Annotated in this window: 25 protein-coding genes and 1 pseudogene; 9 read left to right on the top strand and 17 right to left on the bottom strand. The window is 61.8% G+C overall.

Annotated features, from left to right (window positions below; translation table 11 throughout):
• Window positions 1–29: 29 nt before the first annotated feature.
• A complete protein-coding gene (locus tag APH33_RS25405) occupies window positions 30–734 on the top strand; it encodes an NAD(P)H-dependent oxidoreductase (RefSeq protein ID WP_054887787.1) in 705 nt (234 codons plus the stop codon).
• Between the two features lie 168 nt (window positions 735–902).
• On the opposite strand, the gene APH33_RS25400 is transcribed toward APH33_RS25405, so the two are convergent.
• On the bottom strand, window positions 903–2,294 hold the full coding sequence (locus APH33_RS25400; protein ID WP_054887786.1) for an FAD-dependent oxidoreductase: 1,392 nt from the start codon (window positions 2,292–2,294) through the stop codon (window positions 903–905).
• Window positions 2,295–2,523: 229 nt separating this feature from the next.
• On the opposite strand from APH33_RS25400, the gene APH33_RS25395 reads away from it, so the two are divergent.
• Genes APH33_RS25395 through APH33_RS25385 form a run of 3 tightly spaced genes read left to right on the top strand, consistent with a single transcriptional unit; the run spans window position 2,524 to window position 5,951 of the window.
• On the top strand, window positions 2,524–3,627 hold the full coding sequence (locus tag APH33_RS25395) for a polyamine ABC transporter substrate-binding protein (protein WP_054887785.1): 1,104 nt from the start codon (window positions 2,524–2,526) through the stop codon (window positions 3,625–3,627).
• Window positions 3,628–3,663: 36 nt separating this feature from the next.
• Window positions 3,664–5,082 (top strand): aminotransferase, encoded by a 1,419-nt coding sequence (locus APH33_RS25390; RefSeq protein ID WP_054887784.1) that lies wholly within the window; start codon window positions 3,664–3,666, stop codon window positions 5,080–5,082.
• Between the two features lie 53 nt (window positions 5,083–5,135).
• Window positions 5,136–5,951 (top strand): helix-turn-helix transcriptional regulator, encoded by an 816-nt coding sequence (locus APH33_RS25385; RefSeq protein ID WP_099813703.1) that lies wholly within the window; start codon window positions 5,136–5,138, stop codon window positions 5,949–5,951.
• 16 nt (window positions 5,952–5,967) lie between these two features.
• Here the strand turns inward: APH33_RS25385 and APH33_RS25380 are convergent, their stop codons facing one another.
• Together APH33_RS25380 and APH33_RS25375 are read right to left on the bottom strand one after the other, a co-directional pair.
• Entirely contained in the window at window positions 5,968–7,119 is a 1,152-nt protein-coding gene (locus APH33_RS25380; RefSeq protein ID WP_054887782.1) for an aminotransferase class V-fold PLP-dependent enzyme, read from the bottom strand.
• Between the two features lie 233 nt (window positions 7,120–7,352).
• Complete coding sequence (locus APH33_RS25375; protein WP_054887781.1) at window positions 7,353–8,417, bottom strand: SDR family oxidoreductase; 1,065 nt, start codon at window positions 8,415–8,417, stop codon at window positions 7,353–7,355.
• Between the two features lie 73 nt (window positions 8,418–8,490).
• Here APH33_RS25375 and APH33_RS25370 point away from each other — a divergent pair, with 73 nt between their 5' ends.
• A complete protein-coding gene (locus APH33_RS25370; protein WP_054887780.1) occupies window positions 8,491–8,895 on the top strand; it encodes a MerR family transcriptional regulator in 405 nt (134 codons plus the stop codon).
• A 283-nt stretch (window positions 8,896–9,178) separates the two neighbouring features.
• Here the strand turns inward: APH33_RS25370 and APH33_RS27805 are convergent, their stop codons facing one another.
• A complete protein-coding gene (locus tag APH33_RS27805) occupies window positions 9,179–9,616 on the bottom strand; it encodes a hypothetical protein (protein WP_082433706.1) in 438 nt (145 codons plus the stop codon).
• Between the two features lie 158 nt (window positions 9,617–9,774).
• Here APH33_RS27805 and APH33_RS25365 point away from each other — a divergent pair, with 158 nt between their 5' ends.
• Complete coding sequence (locus APH33_RS25365) at window positions 9,775–10,209, top strand: anti-virulence regulator CigR family protein (RefSeq protein WP_054887779.1); 435 nt, start codon at window positions 9,775–9,777, stop codon at window positions 10,207–10,209.
• Window positions 10,210–10,553: 344 nt separating this feature from the next.
• Here APH33_RS25365 and APH33_RS25360 read toward each other — a convergent pair whose 3' ends face one another.
• The gene (locus tag APH33_RS25360; RefSeq protein ID WP_256218747.1) at window positions 10,554–11,150 is read right to left on the bottom strand and encodes an AraC family transcriptional regulator; all 597 of its coding nucleotides are present in this window, start codon (window positions 11,148–11,150) and stop codon (window positions 10,554–10,556) included.
• 307 nt (window positions 11,151–11,457) lie between these two features.
• On the opposite strand from APH33_RS25360, the gene APH33_RS25355 reads away from it, so the two are divergent.
• Complete coding sequence (locus APH33_RS25355; RefSeq protein ID WP_054887778.1) at window positions 11,458–12,309, top strand: LysR family transcriptional regulator; 852 nt, start codon at window positions 11,458–11,460, stop codon at window positions 12,307–12,309.
• 13 nt (window positions 12,310–12,322) lie between these two features.
• Here APH33_RS25355 and APH33_RS25350 read toward each other — a convergent pair whose 3' ends face one another.
• The 4 genes and pseudogenes from APH33_RS25350 to APH33_RS25335 form a co-directional block, all read right to left on the bottom strand.
• Window positions 12,323–13,777, bottom strand: coding sequence for an MFS transporter (locus APH33_RS25350; protein WP_054887777.1), 1,455 nt, complete (start codon window positions 13,775–13,777; stop codon window positions 12,323–12,325).
• Window positions 13,778–13,954: 177 nt separating this feature from the next.
• A pseudogene (locus tag APH33_RS25345) lies at window positions 13,955–14,641 on the bottom strand (DMT family transporter); the annotation flags it as partial.
• 188 nt (window positions 14,642–14,829) lie between these two features.
• Entirely contained in the window at window positions 14,830–15,084 is a 255-nt protein-coding gene (grxC, locus tag APH33_RS25340; RefSeq protein ID WP_054887776.1) for a glutaredoxin 3, read from the bottom strand.
• Window positions 15,085–15,096: 12 nt separating this feature from the next.
• Window positions 15,097–15,615 (bottom strand): carboxymuconolactone decarboxylase family protein, encoded by a 519-nt coding sequence (locus APH33_RS25335; RefSeq protein WP_054887775.1) that lies wholly within the window; start codon window positions 15,613–15,615, stop codon window positions 15,097–15,099.
• A 128-nt stretch (window positions 15,616–15,743) separates the two neighbouring features.
• Between APH33_RS25335 and APH33_RS25330 the strand changes: the two genes are divergently transcribed.
• The gene (locus APH33_RS25330; RefSeq protein WP_054887774.1) at window positions 15,744–16,568 is read left to right on the top strand and encodes an AraC family transcriptional regulator; all 825 of its coding nucleotides are present in this window, start codon (window positions 15,744–15,746) and stop codon (window positions 16,566–16,568) included.
• A 126-nt stretch (window positions 16,569–16,694) separates the two neighbouring features.
• Here APH33_RS25330 and APH33_RS25325 read toward each other — a convergent pair whose 3' ends face one another.
• The 7 genes from APH33_RS25325 to APH33_RS25295 form a co-directional block, all read right to left on the bottom strand.
• On the bottom strand, window positions 16,695–16,952 hold the full coding sequence (locus APH33_RS25325; protein ID WP_054887773.1) for a DUF2790 domain-containing protein: 258 nt from the start codon (window positions 16,950–16,952) through the stop codon (window positions 16,695–16,697).
• A 109-nt stretch (window positions 16,953–17,061) separates the two neighbouring features.
• Window positions 17,062–17,532: a cyanase gene (gene cynS, locus APH33_RS25320; RefSeq protein ID WP_054887772.1), complete on the bottom strand. Its 471-nt coding sequence runs from the start codon at window positions 17,530–17,532 to the stop codon at window positions 17,062–17,064.
• Window positions 17,533–17,571: 39 nt separating this feature from the next.
• The gene (locus APH33_RS25315) at window positions 17,572–18,231 is read right to left on the bottom strand and encodes a carbonic anhydrase (RefSeq protein WP_054887771.1); all 660 of its coding nucleotides are present in this window, start codon (window positions 18,229–18,231) and stop codon (window positions 17,572–17,574) included.
• A 337-nt stretch (window positions 18,232–18,568) separates the two neighbouring features.
• The gene (locus APH33_RS25310) at window positions 18,569–19,045 is read right to left on the bottom strand and encodes a nuclear transport factor 2 family protein (RefSeq protein ID WP_054887770.1); all 477 of its coding nucleotides are present in this window, start codon (window positions 19,043–19,045) and stop codon (window positions 18,569–18,571) included.
• Between the two features lie 53 nt (window positions 19,046–19,098).
• Window positions 19,099–19,665: a TetR/AcrR family transcriptional regulator gene (locus APH33_RS25305; RefSeq protein ID WP_212632612.1), complete on the bottom strand. Its 567-nt coding sequence runs from the start codon at window positions 19,663–19,665 to the stop codon at window positions 19,099–19,101.
• A gap of 178 nt (window positions 19,666–19,843) precedes the next feature.
• A complete protein-coding gene (locus tag APH33_RS25300; protein WP_054887768.1) occupies window positions 19,844–20,884 on the bottom strand; it encodes an ABC transporter substrate-binding protein in 1,041 nt (346 codons plus the stop codon).
• Window positions 20,885–21,184: 300 nt separating this feature from the next.
• On the bottom strand, window positions 21,185–22,408 hold the full coding sequence (locus tag APH33_RS25295) for an amidohydrolase family protein (RefSeq protein WP_054887767.1): 1,224 nt from the start codon (window positions 22,406–22,408) through the stop codon (window positions 21,185–21,187).
• Between the two features lie 138 nt (window positions 22,409–22,546).
• Between APH33_RS25295 and cynR the strand changes: the two genes are divergently transcribed.
• Window positions 22,547–23,434, top strand: coding sequence for a transcriptional regulator CynR (cynR, locus tag APH33_RS25290; RefSeq protein ID WP_054887804.1), 888 nt, complete (start codon window positions 22,547–22,549; stop codon window positions 23,432–23,434).
• 31 nt (window positions 23,435–23,465) lie between these two features.
• Here cynR and APH33_RS25285 read toward each other — a convergent pair whose 3' ends face one another.
• Window positions 23,466–23,951 (bottom strand): DUF2878 domain-containing protein, encoded by a 486-nt coding sequence (locus APH33_RS25285; RefSeq protein WP_054887766.1) that lies wholly within the window; start codon window positions 23,949–23,951, stop codon window positions 23,466–23,468.
• Window positions 23,952–23,953 lie beyond the last annotated feature (2 nt).

Genomic DNA, 23,953 nt, shown 5'->3' with positions numbered 1-23,953 from the left:
TTCACATTGAAGTGTTTGAGGGGTTACCCATGAAAGTACTGATCGTTCACGCTCACCCTGAGCCTCGCTCCTTCACCGCCGCCCTGCGTGACCAGGCGGCACAGACCTTCCGCGCCCAGGGCCATGAGGTGCAGGTCAGCGACCTGTACGCCATGGGCTGGAACCCGGTTGCCAGCGCCGACGACTTCAGCCAGCGGGAAAACCCGGAATATCTGGTGTACGCGCTGGAGCAGCGCCTGGGCGTCAAGAGCGGCACCATCGCCCCGGATATCCAGCAGGAGCTCGACAAGCTGCTATGGGCCGACCTGCTGGTGCTGAACTTCCCGATCTTCTGGTTCTCGGCCCCGGCCATGCTCAAGGGCTGGATCGACCGCGTGCTGGTGTCCGGGGTGTGTTATGGCGGCAAGCGCTTCTACGATCAGGGTGGCCTGGCCGGCAAGCGCGCGCTGGTGACCGTGACCTTGGGCGGGCGTGAGCACATGTTCGGCGATGGCGCGATCCACGGGCCGCTTGAAGACATGCTGCGGCCAATCCTGCGCGGGACCCTGGCCTATGTCGGCTTCGAAGTGCTGGAGCCGTTCGTGGCCTGGCATGTGCCGTACATCAGCGACGAGGCGCGCCAGGCGTTCCTGCGCAGTTACGAGCAGCGTCTGCAGCACCTGTCGGATGACCTGCCGCTGAGCTTTCCACGCCTCGACCAGTTCGATGAGGCACTGTATCCGCTGCCGCGCTGATCACAGGCGCGGTCTGAGCGACTGCTCAATCTCTGTGGGAGCGGGCGTGCCCGCGAAACAGGCGGCGCGGTAGATGGCACCGGCGTTGCCGGTGTTCGCGGGCACGCCCGCTCCCACAGAGATTGAGCAAGATTTCATAAAGGTCAGACCGATGTCAGGTTCATCCGCTCATGCCTTGTCCGTCTTGCCGGCTGCCGCGGCGAACTTGGCCAGCTGAACATCCAGCCGACGAGGGCGCCGGCCGAGGTCCTCGGCACGCTCCTTGCGGCGAATGGCGTTGCGTACCATCAGTGACCCCAGGTAACGGATGGGTTCCGGCGGGAAATGCCCGAGCGGGCCGTTGAGCAGTGGCGAGCGGGTCCAGGCGTTGTCCAGCCCCAGCACCAGCGACGACAGGATCTGGCCGCCCATGTGGCACGGGCCCACGCCACTGCCGGAATAGCCGAAGCCATAGAAGATATTGCCCTTGGCGCCCATGCGGCCGAAGAACGGCAAACCGGTGACCGAGCGATCCGAAGGGCCGTTCCAGGTGGCTGCGATATCGACGCCGGTGAATGCCGGGAAGAACTTTTCCAACGAATCGCGCAGCAGGTTCGCATAGGGTGATGGCTGGTCGAATACCGGCAGCATGCGCCCGCCGAAGGCGAAGGTATTGCCGCCTTTGCCCAGCATGATTCGCCCGTCGGGGGTGTTGTGGTAGTAGTGCACGAAGATCCGTGAGTCGAGCACGGTCACGCCGCTGGTCAGGCCGATACGCTCCAGCAGGTCCGGGCGAGGTTCGGTGATGATCATGTCGCTCGAGACAATGGCCACCGAACGCGCGAATTGTGGAAAGGCCCGGGCCATCCAGGCATTGATCGCCAGCACCACATTGGCGCAGGTGACTTTGCCGTGGGGTGTGATCACCGTGGCTGGCTGCCCTTGCTCCAGGCCGACCATCGGCGAGCCTTCATGAATGCGTACGCCAAGCTGCAGCGCCACACGGCGCAGGCCACGTACCAGCTTGGCTGGCTGTACGCTGGCCGCTGCGGGCGAGTACCAGCCTTCCAGGTGCTGGGCCGAGCCCGCCATCCGTTGCACGTCGGCCAGCGGGCGTTTGCAGAAGGTATTGATGCCATGGCGCTCCAGCGCGGCGACCACCGCGTCGGTGGAGCCGACCTGAGCCTGACTGGTCGAGGTGTACAGCGTGCCGTCGAGACGGTAGTCGGCATCCACGCCGTATTTTTTGCAGAAGTCGCCGATCGCGTAGATGCTCTGCTCCGACGCTTTGACCAGGCGCACGGCCTCTTCCAGCCCGAACAGCCGCTCCAGGGTAAAGAACTTCGCCGACCAGGACAGCGCACAACCGCCGTTGCGCCCACTCGCCCCGGCGCCGCAGATATCCGCCTCGACGATGACCACATCGAGTTCGGGGTTCTGTTCCTTGAGCATGATGGCGGTCCACAGGCCGGTATAGCCGCCACCGACGATGCAGACCTCGGCCTGGGTATCCTGCCGCAGGGGCGGGCAGGGTTCGTCGGGCTGATTGTTCAGGGCTTGTTCCAGCCAGAAAGGGCGCATCGTGCTTCTCCAGAAAGGGACCGGGAAGGGCGCCGAGCCATGGGCACCCTGTTCCACGCATCCTTGCAGTGCACTGTGCATAAATAAAATCGATTTAACGTATGCGTACATAAGATCAGTCTATGTATGGCTGACCCCACCCATTCGGGTTATGGCCCTGTGGCCCAATCCGCCCGATAGTGGCTCCATCGCTCGCCCGAGCCGATCCTGATCACACGATGGAGTTGCTATGCGCAAGGCATTGAAGGTGATTTCCAGTCTGCTGATGTGTTGTACCGCCACGGCCGCCCTGGCCACCGAGGCAGACACCAGCAACACGCTCAGGTTGTACAACTGGACCGACTATATCGGCGAAAATACCCTCGCCGATTTCGAGAAGCAGACAGGCATCAAGGTGATCTACGACACCTTCGACGGCTACGAGACGGTCCAGACCAAACTCCTCACCGGCCGCTCCGGCTACGACCTGGTGATGCTCAATGGTTCGCTGGTGCCACCGCTGATCAAGGCCGGGGTGTTCCAGCCGCTGGATAAAACCAAGCTGCCGAGCTGGGCCAACCTCGACCCGCAAGTGGTGCAGAGCCTGCAAGCCTTCGACCCCGGCATGAACTACTCGGCGCCTTACACCTGGGGCAGCTCCGGCATCACCTATAACGTCGACAAGATCAGGCAGCGCATGCCCGACGCGCCTATCGGCTCGCTGGCCATGCTGTTCGACCCAAAGATCGTCTCGCGTTTCGCCGACTGCGGCGTAACCGTGATGGACGCCCCCAGCGAAGTCATCCCGCTGGCTCTCAAGTACCTTGGCAAGGACCCACAGAGTGCCAGGCCCGACGACCTCAAGGCCGCCCAGGACGTGCTCATGGGCATCCGCCCCTACATCAAGAAGTTCGACTCGGTGAATTACCTCACCAGCCTGCCCAACGGTGACGTGTGCATGGCCCTGACCTGGTCCGGCGACTACGCCACTGCCCAGGCCCGTGCGGTGGAGGCGAAGAAGGACATCAAGCTGGCGTTCTTCATTCCCAAGGAAGGCTCGCTGATCTGGTTCGACAGCCTTTACCTGCCCAGCGACGCCCCGCACGTGGCCAACGCCCACCGCTTTATCGAATACCTGCTGCAGCCCAGGACCATGGCCGAGGTGACCAACTTCATCCACTACGCCAACAGCAACGCGGCCGCCACGCCCCTGGTGCAGGCCGATATCCGCAACGACCCGGCGATCTACCCCGACCAGCAAACCCGCGAACGGCTGTTCACACAGAAGTCCCAGGACCCGCAGGCCATGCGCGCCATCACCCGGGTCTGGAGCACGGTCAAGACCGGCATCTGACCCCTTTCACCGTACCGATCCGAAAAGGAATTGCTTATGGCTACCGCGACTCGCCCATTGGCCGCCACCCTGAACCATGACCCGCTGGTGCAAGCCGACAAAGCCCACTACATGCACGGCTACCACATGTTCGACGAGCACGCCGAGCAGGGCGCGCTGAACATCCAGGCCGGTGACGGCGCCTACATCCACGACACCCAGGGCAACCGCTTCCTCGATGCCGTTGGCGGCATGTGGTGCACCAACATCGGCCTGGGCCGCGAGGAAATGGCCCTGGCCATCGCCGACCAGGTGCGCCAGCTGGCCTATTCCAACCCGTTCTCGGACATGGCCAACCCAAAAGCCATCGAGCTGTGCCAGAAGCTTGCGAGCCTGGCGCCCGGCGACCTTGACCACGTGTTCCTCACCACCGGCGGGTCCACCGCCGTGGACACTGCCTACCGGCTGATCCAGTACTACCAGAACTGCCGCGGCAAGCCGCATAAAAAACACGTGATCGCCCGCTACAACGCCTACCACGGCTCGACCTGCCTGACCATGTCGATCGGCAACAAGGCTGCCGACCGGGTGCCCGAGTTCGATTATGCCCACGAGCTGATCCACCACGTCTCCAACCCCAACTTCTACCGGGCGGGCGATGACCTGGACGAGGCCGAGTTCCTCGACTTTCTGGTGGCCGAATTCGAGGACAAGATCCTCTCCCTGGGCGCGGACAATGTCGCCGCCTTCTTCGCCGAACCGATCATGGGCTCGGGCGGGGTGATCATCCCGCCCACAGGGTATTTCCAACGTATGTGGCAGGTGTGCCAGACCTACGACATCCTGTTCGTCGCCGACGAAGTGGTCACTTCGTTCGGCCGCCTGGGCACCTTCTTCGCCTCCGAAGCACTGTTCGGTGTCACCCCGGACATCATCACCACCGCCAAGGGCCTGACCTCGGCCTACCTGCCACTGGGCGCGTGCATCTTCTCCGAGCGCATCTGGAAGGTGATCGCCGAGCCGGGCAAGGGCCGCTGTTTCACCCACGGCTTCACCTACAGCGGGCACCCGGTGTGCTGCGTGGCGGCGCTGAAGAACATCGAGATCATCGAGCGGGAAAACCTGCTGGCTCATGTCAACGACGTCGGCGGCTACCTGGAGCAGCGCCTGCAGACCCTTGCTGCACTGCCGCTGGTCGGCCAGGTGCGCTGCATGAAGCTGATGGCCTGCGTCGAGTTCGTCGCCAACAAACAGACCAAGGCGCTGTTCCCGGACGCGGTGAACATCGGCGAGCGCATCCACGTGCGGGCGCAGGCCAAAGGTCTGCTGGTGCGCCCGATCATGCACCTGAACGTGATGTCGCCGCCGCTGATCATCACCCACGCCCAGGTGGACGAGATCGTCGACACCCTGCGCAGCTGCATTCTCGAGGCGGCGCAGGAACTGACCGAGCAGGGCCTGTATCACGGCCAATGATCGACCTGCAGCCAAAGATGCGCACGCGTGCCCCGGCCGGTAGACTGCGGGGCATGAGCCGAGCACACGAAAACACCACAATAAACCTGCCGTTTCATGCCCTGCAGCAATGGCACAGCGCCCTGCAACAGGCCTTCGCCCACAGCGAGGGCCCGGACGCGCTGGCCTGGCTGGCGGCGGCCATCAGCCAGCTGGTGGCCGCCGAGTCGATGCTGATCAGCCTCGAACGCAAGGGCCAGCCGCCGCAGCTGCTGTACCAGCAGGGCATCCCGGCCCGCTACCACGAGGCGGTGCTGGAGCGCTATTTCGCCGCAGGCTACCTGCTCGACCCGTTCTGCCTGGCGGTGCAGAAGGGCCTGGCGCAGGGCTTCTACCACCTGGAAGACATCGCCCCGGACAACTTCTTCGACAGCGACTACTACAAGACCTATTACCTGGGCACCGGCTGCAGCGAGGACAGCTACTTCATCGTCGACCTGGGCAACGACAGCAAGATCTCCCTGAGCCTGTTCCAGGGCTGCAGCGGCGCGCGCCTGGGCGTGGCGCAGCTGCACCTGCTGCAGGCGGCGGAGCCGATGGTTCGCGAGCTGCTGATGCGCTTTGCCCGGCATGGCCTGGAGCCGCAACCGCAGGCCGAGGAGAGCGTGCAGGCGGCGTTCGACAGCTTTGGTTGCGGGGTACTCACTGAGCGCGAGCGGCAGGTGGCGCAGATGGTGTTGCAGGGGCACTCGGTGAAATCCACCGCCCATGAACTGGGGATTTCACCCGAGACCGTGCGGATGCACCGCAAGAACCTGTACCTGAAGCTGCAAATCAATTCGCAGTCGGAGCTGTTCGCCCAGTTCATCGGCTGGTTGCGGCGGGTCTGAGCGCAGATCCTCCGATTCAGCCTGGCAGCGGGTGGTCACTGCTCAGCACTTCGTCCAGTGCCTGCTCAAGGGTGCCGACGGTGCGCTCGATATTGTGCAGCTTTTCCAGCCCGAACAGGCCAATGCGGAAGGTCTGGAAGTCGTCTGGCTCGTCACATTGCAACGGCACGCCGGCGGCTATCTGCAGGCCGTGCTCGGCGAATTTCTTGCCGCTCTTGATATGCGCATCATCGGTGTAGCTGACCACGACCCCAGGGGCCTGAAAACCGGCTGCGGCCACGCTCTTGATGCCTTTGCCGGTCAACATGGCGCGCACTCGCTCGCCCAACGCTTGTTGTTCGCTGCGGAGCTTGTCGAAACCATAGGCGTGCATCTCGTTCATCACATCGTTGAAACGCGCCAGTGAATCGCTGGGCATGGTCGCATGGTAGGCATGCCCGCCCTGTTCGTAGGCTTGCATGATCTGCAGCCATTTTTTCAGGTCGCAGGCAAAGCTGCTGCTCTGCGTCTGCGTGATGCGTTCAAGGGCCAGGGCACTGAACATCACCAGGGCGCAGCAAGGCGAGGCGCTCCAGCCTTTCTGCGGGGCGCTGATCAGCAGGTCCACGGCGCACTGGTGCATATCGACCCACAGCGTGCCTGAGGCAATGCAGTCCAGCACGAACAGGCCCCCCACCGCGTGCACGGCGTCGCCGACGGCCCGCAGGTACGCGTCAGGCAGGATCATCCCGGATGAGGTTTCGACATGGGGGGCGAAGACCACCTGTGGCTTGTGCGCCGCAATGGCCGCCAGCACTTCGTCCAGAGGGGGAGGGGCGTAGGCCGCCTGGCGACCCGTTTCCACCGGTCGGGCCTTGAGCACCGTGGTGGCTGGCGCAATGTTGCCCATCTCAAGGATCTGGCTCCAGCGATAACTGAACCAGCCGTTGCGTATCACCAGGCATTGCTGGTGGGTGGCAAACTGCCGCGCCACTGCCTCCATGCCGAAGGTGCCGCTGCCCGGGACCACCGCAACGGCCTCGGCGTTGTAGACCTGTTTCAGTGTGCTCGAGATGTTGTTCATCACACCTTGGAAAGCCTGCGACATGTGATTGAGCGAACGGTCGGTGTAGACCACCGAGTACTCGACCAGCCCATCGGGATCGATACCGGGATAGATCTTTGACATGGGTGACTCCTTTGGCAGAGATGTCAGTGGTATCGACCTTGGCCCAAGCCTTGGCAAATGACAAGCTTGGGCTTGCGCTGGCGGCAACCCCACGGCACTGCGGCATCAATGCCGGCTATCGTCAACCCTGCGCCTGCCGTCACGTTGGCGTTGATCGGGGCCTTGAGCACTATCCGCGATGACGCCATTGCCGAAGTGCGATTGCATGATGACCTTCCTTGTGACCGGTTGGATCAGTGGGGCAAGTGATTGGTGACGTAGCGCGCCGTTTTTTCCAGCGTTCGTGCCAGATCGGGATGGGTCAACCGATACTTGCGCTCCAGTTGCCTGCTGCGGTTCATGTCAAAGCGCTGCGTCTGGATAAAGTTCAACGACTCGGCGCTGATAGCGAATCGAGCCGCCAGGCCGGGGATCGTCAATAGCCACTTGATCAACCGGATTGCGACATGGCGCCGAGGAGCCTTCACGCCCAGTGTCTTTGCCAGTTGCTCGAGCATCCCCTGCAGGTTCGCTGAGCCCTCGTCGAGCGCCAGGACCTGCCGGTTGGCCATCGAGGGGTCGAACGCCACGCAGGTTATCATCGTCGCCAGGTAATCGACGCTGACGACCGGCAACCAGTGGCGGTCTGTACCAGGGACAGCCTTGAAGCGGCCCTGGGCAAGATTGCGAATGAGATCGGCCAGCGGTTGTCCCTCGAGGATGTGCCCCGTCTCGCTGTGGCCGCACACCGTAGCGGGATGGACGATCGTATAATCCGCGTCTGCTTCCTGCAGGTAGCGGATAACGGCAAAATGCGACTCGAGCTTGCTGCCTTCGTAGCCACCCACACGGCCGTAGACCGCAGGCCAATGGGTGTTTTCAGGGCACACGATATCCACCCCGACCTTGGCAAGGTAGGTAAGGTTCTGCAGCATGTAGCCGCCCACCATCACCAGCCGGATGTGCTGGCTGGCCGCAAGCCTTGCCACTCGCAGTGCCCCTTGCACATTGACTTCGCGAGCGCGCTCCATCGTCAGCCCCCAGGTAAATTGCGCCGCCAGGTGGAAGGCCACCGCCGTCGAAGACACGCGTTGCCGGTCTGCTTCACTGAGCCCAAGCCCCTCCCTGCTGATATCGCCCTCGACTGCATGGATATACGCGGCGTCACCTCCCAGGCTGCTTACCTGTTGCCTGAGACGGTCGATGTTTTCCGGGGTGCGCATGAGCACCCAGGCCTTGTGCCCTGTGGCAGTGAGGCGAGCCAGCAAATGTTGACCGACAAACCCACTGCCGCCTGTGACGAAGCATTCCACGCCCATGTCTGACTCCTTGTTTGGATGATCGGCGCAGGCTAAGGTGTAGAGCGTGCTCTACAGTCAAGGAGTTTTTACGGTGAATATCGGGGAGCTGGAGCGCCGCAGTGGCATCGGTCGCCATGCATTACGCTATTACGAGCAGCTCGGGCTCATCGTGGCCCATCGATTGGCCAACAATTACCGCAGCTACAGCGAGCAGACCGTGGCTGATCTGGCCCTCATTCAAAGTGCCCAGGGCGGAGGTTTTTCACTCGCAGAGATCAGGGACATCCTTCAGGCCAAGCGGGGAAATACCATCGATTGCGCACAAGGCGCGGCGTTGGTCGCCAACAAGATGGCCGACATCCAAGCGAAGATCACAACCCTGCAAGCCGCTTATGCGTTTCTCGAGGCAGAGCGTGCGAAGCTTGAAGCCAGTGCCATTGCCAATGGACTGACTGTTGCGCACCTGCCTGTCCATGGACGCACCTCGACCGCATAGCCGAACCACAAGGGCATTGAGCGAGGCCCGCGTTCGTTGTCAAAAATGGCCGGTCGCCAGTGACTGCTATCGGCCCATTGGACAGTTGACGACGGTTTGCCAAATTCAAACAAGCAGCGACGAGTTTCAGGCATGCTGTCGGCTTTGCTGGAAGGGCCCCTTTGGGCTCAGAAACGGTTCCAACGGCTGCCCAGACTTTAACGCCTATCAGTACTAGCCAAAAAGCCCAGCACAAGCCGGGCTTTTTGAAAACGTTAGGTCTATACCGCATCGAGCTGCGAAATCATCGATCATTCTTTGAAGAAGATCTGACGGCGTTGGATAGACCTCTTGAATTGTGATCACCTGGAGTCGTTCGTGAGATGGCAGTGGATTTGGCCAAACCGCGAGTGTCTTTGGAGTGTGCGATACCCGAGGTAGTGGTACCGTGGCCATTATCAGCGTTGCGGGAGCTCCCGTAATGGTTGCCGCTTACACCGTGATCGCGTGTGGCCTTGCCAGCGTGATCGCTTCCAGCGCTCTGGCCATTTCCGCTGTTCCCTCCCATACCACCTGAATGCCCACCTCCATGTCCGCCGCCATTACCGCCACCGTTGCCACCTCCATGACCACCACCGCCTTTGGCATAGGCGGAACCAATGGGTGAGACATCTGCGGGTACGAATGGAATCATCCCGAGTGCCAATGCACAAGCAAAGACAGCAAGCACGGGTTTTCTCATTTTTATTCGCCTCCAGAGGCGTGTGGTAGAGCTGAAGGTGCCAAACAGACCGACATTAGATGATTAAGTTCTTGAATCCCGACGGAATGCTCGCACCCGGCTGGCATTGCCTCTACCAATAGATTAGCTACTCTCTGGTTGGATAAGGTCCCGAGGAAATGCATACCATGAGAAGGAAATTGAGTATCGCCGCAGCTTTTTCCCTGGCTCTGGTTGTAAGCCCGATCTTGCTGGCAGATCCCGGGAAAGGGAAAAGCCACGACAAGGGAGGACAACACGCAAGCCAAGGTCATCAGGGCAACAGCAATGACTGGCACGAAGGGCCTTCCATCGATTTAGGAGGGGTGCGAGTCATCCTCAATGACAACCGCAATTACTGGAATCCAGGCTCTCCCTTACCGCCAGGTATCCAGAAGAATCTGGCGCGCGGCAAGCCTCTCCCGCCCGGGATTGCGAAGAAGCTGGATAGCCGGCTGATCGGGCGACTTCCTCATTACAATGGTTATGAGTGGCAGCAAGCTGGGACTGACCTGCTGCTTGTGGCTATCACTTCAGGTGTCATCTATGAGGTACTACACAATGTGCTTGACTAAGTCCCGTAGACCCATGAATTGGATCTCGTGACCAGCAAAAGCTTGAGCCACCTGGTGCCGAGAAAATGTTCAGGGTGTATCAGGTGACCTGATCAGAAGTGTGTGACCGACGTGACTGAATTCATGGTGGCGCAACAGACCGTATCAAACTGAAGCTCAATGGCCTGTGCCCTGTCGAGTACAGGGCTCAGGCTGCAGCGTCCGAATTTTAGGGGCAGTCCACTTTGTGGGAGCGGGTTTACCCGCGAACACCGGCACAGCCGGTGCCATCCACCGCGGCGCCTGCTTCGCGGGTAAACCCGCTCCCACAGGGTGCAAGTAGCGCTCACGATATCGTTTGTTTTTCAACGGCAGCTTCGGGTCTGGGCTGCCAACTGCGCGCTGAACTGCGATTGCCCGCCCGGTCGTTTACAGAACATCACCATCTGTCGCGCCACTTTCAGCGCCAACTCCCTGCCTTGATCCTCTTCTAGCAGTGCCAAAGCTAAGTCCATACCCGCGGTGACACCAGCCGACGTGTAGAGGTTGCCGTCCTTGATAAAAATGCTATCAGCGTCGACTTCAGTCTGCAGGTGCTCTTTGGCGAGTTTCGCGCTGGAATTCCAGTGGGTCGTGACACGACGCCCGTCAAGCAGGCCGGCGGCGGCCAACAGGAAGGCGCCGCTGCAAACCGAGCCGATGCGGCGCACCTTCATAGCTTGGGTGCGCAGCCACTGCTGCAAGGCAGGGTTGAGCACGATCTCGTCGATCTGCGGACCTCCGGCCACGAGCAAGGTATCGATCCTGCCTTTATAGGTTTCGAAGGTCTCGTCGATGGCGAGCTTCAAACCGCTTGAGCCTTTGATCATGCCTTTTTCGGTGCCGATCACTTCGACTCGGTAGGCCCGCGGGTTGCCCAATTGCTTAGCCGCCTCGGCGAAGACATCAGCCGGACCGACCACATCCAGCAGTTGAACGCGGGGAAGGCAAGGAAGGCGATGCGCATGGTGTCTGTCCTCGTCGAATCATTGGCTGAAAATGTCGTAATGCTACGGTTTCAGCCAGTATCTGTTTGGCTGAAAACACCAGCTCCTGGTTACTGCTGATCGTTGCGGGGTTCCTGGAGATCGCCTTCGCGGTTGGACTCAAATCCGCCAATGGCATGGAGCGGCCTTGGTACTACCGGCCTCGCCGGGAAGCCCGCTTTGGGATTGCAGCCACGCCATCATTGTTGCAACCTCATCGCTCATTCTGGCACGAGAGGGCAGTATGGACTGGAGTGACATGCGGATCTTCCTGGCGATCGCGCGCAGTGGCTCGTTGGGAGGGGCCGCCAAGGCGTTAGGGGTCAGTCACCCGACCGTCGGGCGGCGCTTGCAGGTGCTCGAACAGGCCAGTGGACAAGCGTTCTTCCTGCGCACTGGCCAGGGGCTGGTACTCACCGATAATGGTGAGCGGATTCTCGACCTGGCGCTCGCCATGGAGCACAGTGCGCTGGCCATCGAACGTCGTCTGGCGGGGCATGGCGATCAGCCTGAAGGGCTGTTGCGCATTTCCTCGGCCGACTGGTTCGCCTGTCATGTGCTGTCGCCGGTGCTGGCCGAACTGGCACGACGGTATCCATTGATCGTGCCCGAAGTCATTGCCGGGCATCGGCTGTTCGACCTTGCCCGTCGCGATGCCGACATCGCTTTCCGGATCGTGCCCTTCACCGAGCCTGACATTGTCCAGCGCAAACTGACGACCTTGCCTTACGGGCTCTACACCGCATTGCATGCCCCGGCGCCACACCCGGGCGGCGAGGGGCTGGGGTTGATCCTGATGAACGTTGCCCAGGCCCATTACCCGGATGTGCACTGGCTGCAGCAGCGCTACCCGCAGTCTCGCACCGTGTTCACCAGCAGCAGCCGGACGGTTCAGGCACAGATGTGTGCGCAAGGGCTTGGGGTTGCTGTGTTGCCACGTGTGCTCGGCGACTCGGTGCCCGGCCTGCGGCTGCTGGACGAGCATCAGCCACCACCGGGGCGGGACATCTGGATGGGCTATCACCGCGACATGCGTCAGCTGGACCGGCTACGCGCCCTGGCCGACCTTGCCTCCGGCATGATCGGCGCAGGGTAGCAGGTTGCGGCGCTCAGCTCGGACGCATCGCCGCTGCCTCCGCCAGCGGTGCCGGCTGCCGCGCCAATGTCAGGCTCAGCGCAACCCCTACGGCCAGGCAGGCGGCCATGTACAGAACGGCGACCACGAAGGCGTGGCTGATACGAGCTTCCGTTACCGGTTCCCCCAGCACGGTGTAGAACACGCCGCCGATGACGGCCACGCTCAGCGAGGTACTGATCTGCAAGGTCGCGCTGGTGATGCCTGCGATCATCCCGGCATACGCCGGCGCGACCCGGCCCGTGACCAGGCGCATCAACGTCGGCAACGCCAGGCCCTGTCCCAGCCCGATCAGCAACAGGCTGACCGCCAGGAACGTGAAGGGCGGGGCAAGGCCAGGCGGAGTCACTGACACCAGCCAACCCAGCCAGAGCAAGCCGATGACCTCCAGCGCCATGCCTGACGGGTTCACATAACCGCCGAGCACGCGCCTGAGAAGGGGAACCGAGAGCGGGCCGATGAGGAAACCGGCACCGAACGGCAGGAAGACCAGGCCGGCATCCAGTGCGCTCATCTGCAATGCACCTTGCAGATAGATCGAAAACAGCAGGAAGAACACGCCAATCGCGTAGAAACACAGCGCTATGGATAACGCCCGGCCCAGCCCGGGGGCTTGCAGAGCGGCCGGCGCCAGCAAAGGGGTTCCGCCGGCGCGGTGCAGGCGCGCCTCATAGCGCCAGAACAACGCCCCCAGTACAGGCGCAGCGGCGAGTGACAGCCACGCCCACCACGGCCATCCCGCTTCACGCCCCTCGATCAGCGGCACGACCAGAGCGCCGAGGGCCAGTATCGACAACGCCGTACCCACCAGGTCCAGCTTGCTCGCCTGCAGCGCACGGGTGTCCTTGAGCACGGGAATACCGAGTGCAATCACCAGCAATGCGATCGGCAGGTTGACCAGGAATATCGCGCGCCAGCCCATGCCGAACAGGTCGAGCGCGATCAGCACGCCACCCAGCGCCTGGCCGATCACTGACGCCAGGCCAAACACGGCCCCGTACAGGCTCAGGGCCAATGACCTTTCCGCTGCCGGAAAAATTGTCTGCACCGAGGCGAGTGCCTGCGGCGCCATCACGGCGGCGCTCACGCCCTGCAAGGCGCGCCCGAGCACCAGTACCCAGGGCGCAGTCGCCACACCGCACAGCAGCGAAGCAGCGGCGAAGCCCAGCAGGCCGATGAAAAACATCCGCCCGCGCCCATACAGGTCGCCAAGGCGCCCGCCGGTGATCAGTGTCACGGCATAGAGCGTGGCATAGGACGCGATCACCAACTGCTCGGCAGAGGGGCCTGTGCCCAGGTCCGCCTGTATCGAGGGCAGCGCAACGTTGACGATGAAGAAATCCAGCGGCGGTAGAAACGCGCCGACCAGCAAGATGGCGAACATCAACCAGCGCCGGGGTTCGGTGGCTTCATTTTCGATTCGAGACATGACGGGTATCCTGTGTGGCAACTCCGGCTCCATACGCGGGCAGGCCAGGTTTTATGGAGCCTGGCTATTGCCCGCTCGTACCTTGGCCGATGGGCCACACTCTAGGGAATCTCATCCCGGCGCGCGCCTTACGAAACTGCACGGGCAAGGTTCACTGCTGTCAGTGGCGTCATCACCTCAGCGAGGGGTAGGGTGGTTGGGCTTGCGCTCATCGCGGCTGGATCGTCGGGCCTCGGCGCGTACCACCAGGCAGATCCCGACCGCCGATAGCGCCATCCCCGCTGCCATCTGCCAGGACAACGGCTCATCGAACATCGCCCAGGCCCAGAGCAGGGTGATCGGTGGGCTGAGATAAAGCACGCTGGCGACGCGGGTGGCCGAGGACCTGAGCAGGCAGACCCAGTACAACCCATAGCCACCCAGCGTCGACAGAACTACGGTCCACGACACGCTCAGTGCAAAGCCTGCGCTGGCAACCGGTGCCAGGCTGCGTTGGCTGCCTTCGAGGGCTGCGAAGGCGAAACTGGAGACGAAACACTGCAGCCAAATGTTCGGCAACAAGCCTATGGCCTGCACCGTGCTGCGTTTTTGCCACAACGTGGCGACCGCCAGCGAACACATGCCGGCCACGGGCAGGCCATAGGCCCACATCGGTGCTGTGCCCAGCGTCAGCGCATCGTGGGTCACCCACAGCATCCCCAGCAGCCCGACGACCAGGCCGACCCACACCTGCAGCGGCAGGCGCTCGCCCAGCAGCAACGCCGCGAGCAGCGCCATGCCCAGCGGCAACAGGTCGGCGCATAACGCGGCAAGGCCGGCGGGTACACCCAGGGCAATGCCCTGCGTCACGCCGGCGAGGTAGGACCACGACATCCTTTTCGTGCGCAGCCCGGCATCGGACGGCGACGCCGCCGTGACTTTGCTGGCGCGGGCGATGCGGCAATCGTTTCGACTGTAGGCAATGGGCGGACGCTTCGATGTACAGCAGGCGGGTAGATATCGAAGAATCCCGATAGCTTAGCCCCCCTCGCATGGCCAACCACTCCTGAACCTCAAGCACGTAGCAATCTGTCCAACTCAGCCTTTTGATCCAGGCGCGCCAAGTCATCAAAGCCGCCTACATGCACATCTTCCACGAATATCTGCGGAACGGTCCTGCGACCGGAGCGCTGGAGCATCTGCGCCAATGCTTCAGCGGACTGCTCAACATCAATCTCGATCGGAGTAACGCCTTTGCTTGAGAGCAATCGCTTGGCACTTACACAGTAAGGGCAGTGCCGGGTGGTGTAGATAGTCACTGGGTTCATGGCGCTTGCCTCCTAGCGGGCCGATGGCGGAAAGTCGATATCGGTCGTGGCGACATTGTTCAGGTAGTTGGTCAGGGTCAACAGTGTGACCTGTGCTATCACTTCCACTATCTTGCTGTCGGTGAGACCCGCTTCGCGTGCCGCCGCGAGCTGTGCATCGCTCAACTGGCCGCGGCTTCCGGTGATCTGATGCGCCAGCGTGGCGACCGCGTTGAGTGTGCCTTCGCGGGCTTGGCTGACGGCTTCATCACTCAAGCCGGCCTTGGTAGCAAAGAAGCCATGGGCTGCAAGGCAGTAGTCGCAACCATTGATTTGCGAGGTGGCGAGGGCGACGACTTCGCGCTCGGCGGCACTGAGTGAACCCTTGCCCAGGGCCTGCGCGAGCCCCAGGTAACCATTGAGTGCAGCCGGCGAGTGCGCCAGCGTCCTGAATGCATTGGGAATGAAGCCCAGGCCTTTCTGAATACCCTCCAGGGCAGTTCGCGAGCCGGCAGGGGCTTGGTCCAGCGAGAGTGCAGTAATACGGGGCATGGCAGTTCTCCTGTGGGATGCTCGATCGGTTTGTCGATCGGCTTGATAAGAATCGTAAGGGAATGAGCTTTCCTTTCGGCTTCAGATCGTCGAAGTTATGCAACAGATCGTCTAAACCTGAAGGCGCCATGGACCGACTATCGACATTGCTCAAACACTTCAACTTGCAGGCGTCCACGTTTCACCAAGGTGGATTCTGTGGCATCACGCCGGTTCACGGGGAGCACGGTTTCGGTCATGCGCATTTGCTGCGTTCAGGGCAGCTGACCTTGATCGACAAGCGCGGCCAGCGCATCGAACTGGCTGAGCCAAGCCTGATCCTGGCGGTGCGCCCGCAGGCTCATCAGCTGTTGGCGAGCGAAGCCGATGATGCGCAACTGGTATGCGCCACCTTGCATTTTGATGGGGGGGCCGACAATCCGCTGACCTTGGCGCTGCCGGATTTTCTCATCATGCCATTGCGCGAATTGCAGGGCCTCAATGGCACCCTCGACTGGCTGTTTGCAGAGGCCTTTGGCGACGAATGTGGCCGCGAGGTAATCCTCAATCGGCTATTCGAACTGATGGTGATTCAGTTGCTTCGGCACCTCATGGCCAGGCGGACCATCGACTCAGGGATGATGGCAGGTTTGGCCCATGCTCAGCTGTCCCGGGCCCTGGTGTGCATTCACGACCAACCTCAGCGCAACTGGTCCGTGGCGGCGCTGGCCGATCGCTCCGGCATGTCGCGGGCCAGCTTTGCTGCGCACTTTCGCGAGACCGTGGGTATCACGCCGGCAGATTACCTGGCGAACTGGCGCATCAGCCTGACCCAGAAGCGCCTGCGCGAAGGCCGCCCGATTGCCCTCATTGCAGATGAAGTGGGCTATGAAAGCCCGTCTGCGTTGGCCCGCACTTTTCGCCGGAAGGTGGGTACAAGCCCGAAAGAATGGCTGCTGCAGAACAGGCCATGATGATCAAACGGTCCGCTGTTCTCGACAAGGGCTCGATGGATGATTTGCTGTAAGCGCCTGAAGGCCTCGGTCACAGCGCCCGTGATGTGCAGGCGTTGGCCTTCAGGCTTGCGTATTGACCGCGCATCAATTATTGGAACAACCATTTCCCATGATGCGGTACTCCATGACATGCCGCTCGCCATTGGAGTCATCGTAAGTCAGCTGCATCGGTACCACGTCGCAGACATCGGGCACCGGCGTGACAGCCACCACGTGCGCGATATCCAGGTGTTGAGCGTAGCGATAGGGTTCGACCGCAACCTGTGTGGCCTGGGTAACCTGTTCATCGGCAAGCGCAACAGAACCCAGGCAGCCCAGGAGCAATATGGATAACAGTTTCATGGTAATCACCTGAAGTGGGGCGCAAGAAGGCCAGAGCACCCAAGCGGTGCTCAGTCGTCATGAAGGTTGGAGAGTGGCCCGGCGCCGTCAGACGCCGGGCTGAGCTGCATCAGAAAGGCTTGGTGGGCAGGTATTTGCCATCCAGGGTGATCACGGCACGGTGGCCACCCTCGGGATCTTCGACCTTCTTGATGTCCAGCTTGAAGTTGATGGCACTGATGATGCCGTCACCGAACTTCTCGTGGACCAGCGCTTTGAGAGTTGTGCCATACACCGACATCATTTCGTAGAAGCGGTAGATGGTAGGGTCGCTCGGCACGCCGTCGAAGAAGCTGCCGCGGATCGGCATCGATTGCAGCAGTGCTACTTGATCGGCATCGAGGTCGAGTTTTTCTCCCACCACCTTCGCGGCGCTTTCCGGCAGTGGGTGCTGGCCAAGCAGGGCAGCGGTGACAAAGGCTTCGGACAGGCCAGTGCCGTCAACGATCTGTGCGAATGACAAGTCCTTGCGAGCCTTGGCCTGAATGATCACTTCGGTCAGTTCCTGGCGAGCGGTACGGGTGGCTTGAGTCTGGATCATGGTGAATCTCCTGGGTCAGTAAAGGTGCAGGTACAGCTTTCAGGCGACGTGCCTGGCGTGCTGGGAAACGGCGTGGACTTCTGGGTTTTCCGCGAGAGACACGAAGGTGCCGGTGCGGCCATCAAAGGCGTCGATACGTCCGCTCTCGATGTCATAGATCCAGCCATGCAGGGTCACGCGGCCTTCTTCGAGCGCCAGGCGAACGGATGGGTGGGTCTGGATGTTGGCCAGTTGCGCGATGACGTTTTCGCGCACCATGGAGGCGACTTTCCGCGGCATGTCCGCGTGTTGGCGGGCCTCATTGACTACCTTGGCCGAGTCGGCATAGCGCAACCATCCAGCCACTGCGGGCATGTGATCGAGGCACTTGCAGCTAGCAATGGCAGTCATCGCGCCGCAGTCGGAGTGGCCACAGATCACGATGTCCGCAACATTAAGTCCGGCGACCGCGTATTCGACAGAGGCCGACACGCCACCTGGCTCTGGCCCATACGACGGCACGATGTTGCCGGCGTTGCGGATGACGAACAGATCACCTGGCTCGCGTTGGGTAACCAGTTCAGGCACCAGTCGGCTGTCCGAGCAGGAGATGAAGAGCGCCTTGGGTGCCTGTTGATTGGCCAGGTCCTTGAACAGTTTGACCCGCTCAGGGAAGGCGTTTTTTTGAAACTTCAGAAATCCGTCGATGATCGCTTTCATGGTTGCTGTCTCTGTGTCGCTGGGTGTGAGACAAAGATTAAGCAATGCATGAGATAAGGTAAAAGTCTCAATTATTATGAAATTGATCAGATTATCTTATGCGTGGAGCATGCTGGCTCGATGAACTGGGCCTGCGGATACGTCAGCGCAGGCGGATGCCCTCGGCAGGGTGGCCATGCCGAGCAGCGGGAGGGGGACATGCAAAGAAAAGCCCCCATTGGCTGTTTGAGGGCCAATGGGGGCTTATGGATTCCGAAGGATCTGGAACGGGGATGATAAACGCCAGCTAAACAAACACCTGATCCTGCATCAAAAACAGGATCAGGTTTAGCATGAATTACAGGCCCAGTTCAGTCAGGCCTGGATGGTCATCCGGACGGCGCCCCAGTGGCCAGTGGAACTTACGCTCGCTTTCCTTGATAGGCATGTCGTTGATGCAGGCGAATCGGCGTTGCATCAGGCCGTCGGCTTCAAACTCCCAGTTTTCATTGCCGTAGGAACGGAACCAGTTACCCGAATCGTCGTGCCACTCATAGGCGTAGCGGACGGCGATGCGGTTGTCGGTGAAGGCCCAGAGCTCCTTGATCAGGCGGTAGTCCAGCTCCTTCTTCCACTTGCGAGTCAGGAACGCCTGAGCTTCTTCGCGATTGTTTGCAAATTCGGCTCGGTTACGCCATTGGGTGTTCAATGTATAAGCGAGCGCAATTTTTTCAGGGTTGCGAGTATTCCAACCGTCTTCAGCGAGTCGGACCTTTTCAATCGCCGACTCGCGAGTGAAAGGAGGAAGTGGCGGGCGAGCCTGTTCGTTGGACATGGTGGTGCCTCCAATCTATTGGATGAATCAGTCGAGTGGGTATTGCTGAGGTGTCAGGCGCTTACGCGCTGTTCTTGTTCAAGCAGTAACCTGGCGATTTCCCGTGCACTGTCGAGCGCCGTAAAATCACCCATCACGCGGGCGACGGTTATCGTGCCCTCTATCAGCACGAAGAGTTGCCTGGCCAACTTGACCGGATCCTTGACCTGCAACTGGCGGGTCAACTCCAGTGTGTAATCCAGAAGCTTTTGCTTATGCAGCCTTGCGATCTGCCGTATAGGGTCGTCTGCGTCGCCCACTTCGCCGGCGGTATTGATGAATGCGCAACCCCGAAAACCGTCAGACTCGAACCAACTTCCAAGCACATCAAAAATGCCGAGAATGCGCGCTTGCGGCGTTTGGGCTTTTTCGCACTCACTCCTGAACCACTGCATCCAGCGTACATCGCGTGCATTGAGTGCCGCTGCGGCGACATCGTCTTTGGTCGCAAAGTAGCGATAGATACTTTTACGGGCTACGCCTGAAGTCTTTACCAAAAGGTCCATGCCCGTGGCGTGGATCCCGTTTTCGTAAATCAGCTTCTCGGCGGTCGCGAGGATTTTTTCGCGTGTATCGGTCATTGGCTTGTTCATGTAGCCAGAGTAGAACGATCGTTCTCCCTGGTCAAGCAACTATTGATTTATTTCATTTGAGGGTTGCCAAGGAGCAATACCCACCAGCGGCCTGGCTGGATGCACAGGCTGTTGATCAGCCCCCCTCGATGCCGAGGAGCCGGCGGGGGCGCCGGCTCCGGTCAGTTCAACGAGCGGCCCAGGCGTTGAAGCGCTCCTCGAGCTCTTCGCCATGGTCGACCCAGAACTCGGCGTTTACCAGCTGCGCCTCGGCCATATTGCCCGGTGCGGTAGGCAGCTGTTGCTGGACGCCCTCAGGCAGCTGCGCCAGCGCTTGCGTGCGTACCGGGCCGTAGGGGATTTGCGTGGAGAAGGTCTTCTGCGGCCCGACCTGGCTGGCGAACCTGATGAATTGCTCTGCCAGGTCCTTGTTGGCAGTGCCGCGCACGATCGCCCAGTGATCAGGGTCGTACAGGCTGCCCGGCCACACGATGCGCAGCGGCGAGCCTTCCTTCTGCGCGGCAGCGATGCGCCCGTTGTAGGCGGCAGACATCACCACATCGCCTGCCACCAGCCACTGGGGTGGCTGCGCACCGGCTTCCCACCACTGGATGCTCGGCTTGATTTGGTCCAGCTTGTGGAACGCACGGTTGACGCCCTCGGGTGTACTCAGTACCTGGTACAGGTCTGCGCGGGAAACGCCATCGGCGAGCAGCGCGACTTCGAGGGTATACTTGGCGCCCTTGCGCAGGCCGCGCTTGCCGGGGAAGCGCGTGGTATCCCAGAAGTCTGCCCAGGAGGCGGGCCCGACGCTGAGCTTCTGTGGGTTGTAGGCCAGCACCATCGACCAGACATAGCTGGCTACGCCGCACTCGCTGACAGTGCCGGACAGGTAGCCGGACTGCTCGCCGAGAATGCCGGGGTCCATACGTTCGAACAGGCCCGCTTCGCAGCCGCGGATCAGCTCGGGGCTCTCAACCTCGACCACGTCCCAGGAAACATGGCCAACGTCCACCATGGCTTTGATCTTGGAAAGTTCGCCGTTGTACTCACCCGCCACCACCCTGGCAGCACCGCTCTTCTCGAACGGCTGGAAGTACGCTGACTGCTGGGCCGCCTTGGTGGCCCCGCCGAAGGAGATGATGGTGAGGCTGGCTTCATCGGCTACGGCGCACAGGCTGAAACCGGAAAGAAGTGCAAAGCTGAGCGATGCGGCGATGATACGCATGGAAAACTCCCTCATTGCTTGTGGTTGTGTTGTTTTGTCGAGGCAGTTGGGCCAGTCGGCCCGAGCCCACTGCGCAGCGGTGTGCGCAGTGGTTTTCTTGTTGTAGTGAGTGCGTATCGCAAGGCGCTGGGTGGAAATGACTGGAGCGGCGGTTGTCACTCACCCGGGGGATGGTGCGCCACAGCTGCGGCGGGGGAAATTAGTAAAAATATGCTCCAGTCATATGAAAATGCTCTGCAGGCCGCTGGCGCCGGGGTTACGCAGAAGCTCAGCCGAGCGATGCTCGGCCAGGGCGAGCGGCTAGAAAACCACCGAGCGCCGATGCTCCGTGGTCGCCACCACTTTGCCCCGCTTGAGCACCATCAGCCGCGCTGGCAGGTCGAGAATCACATCGCTGACCGCCTGGGTATCCATCAGCACCAGGTCGGCGTCCTTACCCACCGCCAGGCCATAGTGCTGCAAGCCCAGGGCCTTGGCCGGGCCGGTGGTGAGCATCGACAGCACCGTGGCCTGGTCGTCGGCACCGCCCAGGTGGCAGGCCGGCAGCGCCAGTTGTGCGATGTTCAGCAGGTCGCCGGTACCATACGGGGTGAACGCATTGCGAATGTTGTTGGTGGCCAGGCACACGTTCACGCCACCATCGCGCAACGCCCGCACCGGGGTCAGGCTACGCCGTACGTTGTAGCTGTCGCCTCGGGCTCCCAGGTGCAGGTCGGTGGCCGGCAGGCACATCACACTGATGTCGGCTTCGCGCAGCAGCCCGATGATACGCGCCTGCCGCTCGGGTTCGACCGCGGCCAGGCTGGTCAGGTGGTCAACGCAGACGCGGCCTTGGTAGCCCTCGGCGAGAGTGCGGCGGGCCACATGCTCGATGGTCATCTGCTCGGCGTCATCGGCGAAGTCCTGGTGCAAGTCGATGTCCTTGCCGTAGCGCTTGGCCAGGTCGAACACGAAGTCGATGTGATCGAAGGGCGACACGTCGTTGTAGGGAATGCCACCCACGACATCGGCGCCTTTCTCCATGGCCTCGACCATCATGGCCTGCATGCCTGGCAGTTTCAGGATGCCTTCCTGGGGGAAGGCAACCACCTGGATGTCGATGAACTGGCGAAACTTCTCACGCAGTTCCAGTACCACGTCGAGGCCGGTAAAGCCTTGCACCGGGTCGAACTCGGCGTGGGCGCGGACATGGGTGCTGCCTGCCTGCACGAGGGCGCGCAGCACCTGGGTCGAGCGCTCGAGGATGTCCTCGCGGGTGAGCGTCGGCTTGAGCGCGGCGGTGACCGCGATCGCTTCCTTCAGGGTGCCGGAGCGATTGGCCTTGCGCTGCATGACGTTGGCCTTTTCCAGGTGCAGGTGGCCTTCGACGAACCCCGGAATCAGTACGTTGCCGTTGCCCTCGATTTCCTGCGCCGCGCGTGCGGCAATCGCCGGTGCGATTTCGACGATCTTGCCGTTATGTACGGCCACGTCCTGCAGCGGCTGTGCGTCATCGATGCGCACGTTTCGAAAGATGATATCCATGGGGTGTTGCTCCTCATACCGGGTGAGGCCCGCCGCTCTCACGCGGCGAGCCGGTCGGGCAGAGGTTAGGGGACGTGTGGCATAAGGTAAAAGTCTGATTTATGATCGTGTCGATCAGATTGGATTATGTGAATGACCATGCTTGCCCGACACATCCAGTACTTCCTCGCCGTGGCGGCGCATCACAGCTTCACCAAGGCCGCCGCGGCCCTGCATGTCTCCCAGCCGGCGCTGTCGCAACAGGTCCGTCAGCTGGAAGAAAGCCTTGGCGCCCAGCTGTTCGATCGCTCGGGGCGCACGACGCGGCTGACCGATGCCGGGGAAGTCTACCTGGCCTATGCACGCCGTGCCGCGCAGGAGCTGGAGGAGGCCAGGCGCGCCATTCACGACGTCAGCGACCTCAGCCGCGGTTCGCTGCGGGTCGCGGTGACGCCGACATTCACCACCTACCTGGTCGGCCCCTTGGTCGAAGCCTTCCACACGCGTTATGGGAACATCACCCTGAACGTGCGCGAGATGTCCCAGGAGCGCATGGAGGCGCTGCTGCTCGCGGATGAGCTGGACGTGGGGATCGCCTTCGAGGGGGGCCAGGCCGAGGACATCGAGGCCAGCCCGCTGCTGGTCGAGACGCTGGCGCTGGTGGTCAACCGCCACCACCCCTTGGCCCGGGCAACGTCCATCGGGCTGGAGGCCTTGAGCGCAGAATCGCTGGTGCTGCTCAGCGGCGAGTTTGCCACCCGCGAACAGATCGACCGTTTTTGTCAGCAACATGGCATTCACCCGCAGGTGCGGATGGAGGCCAACACCATCAGCGCGGTGACCGAGATCGTGCGTCGCACGGCGCTGTCGACCCTGCTGCCTGCCACGGTCGCGCTGGCCCATGACGATCTGGCAGCCATTGCGCTCGACCCGGTCCGCCTGCAGCGCACGGCCGTGCTGATGCAGCGCAAGGGCGCCTACCAGAGCGCTGCGGCGCGGGTGTTCAGGGAGATGGCGACAGCTGTGGCTGCACGCCTGGCCAGCTGAAAGGATGCGGTCGAAGCGGGCGCTGTGCTGATCAGCCCCGTGCTGCGAACCGCAAGGCCAGCGGCAGCGCCAGTGCCCAGACCGGTGCCAGGAGCAGCGCGGTCTGCAGGCGCCCGAGTGGCAGCTCGATACCGGCCAGCCGGGCGCCGGCCAGATAGGCCAGCGGGCCACCGAACAGGCCCAGCAGCACCGCGCGCCACGCGGGCTGGCCAAGCCCTGCCAGGCTGTGGCGCATGCCACTGGCCAACACCAGCCACAGCAGTGCCAGCCACAGTGGCAGCGGCCACTGAGCGAAACTGAACACACCGAGCAGGCCCAGCGTGCTGTCTAGCAGGCAGCCGGCCAGCGCTACCCACAGCAGCACGCGCAGCTCTCCGCTTGAGCTCAGCCGCAGGTGCAGCAGCAGGCCGCTCACCACCATCAGTAACAGCCACGGCTTGTGCGCCCCCAGCACACACAGCCACCAGCCGGCTTGCAGCCACAACGCGTTGCCCAGCAACCAGACACGGCGGCCCATGT

Source organism: Pseudomonas sp. NBRC 111130 (assembly GCF_001320485.1).
GTDB lineage: Bacteria > Pseudomonadota > Gammaproteobacteria > Pseudomonadales > Pseudomonadaceae > Aquipseudomonas > Aquipseudomonas vlassakiae.
This window is presented reverse-complemented; position numbering and strand designations above follow the sequence as displayed.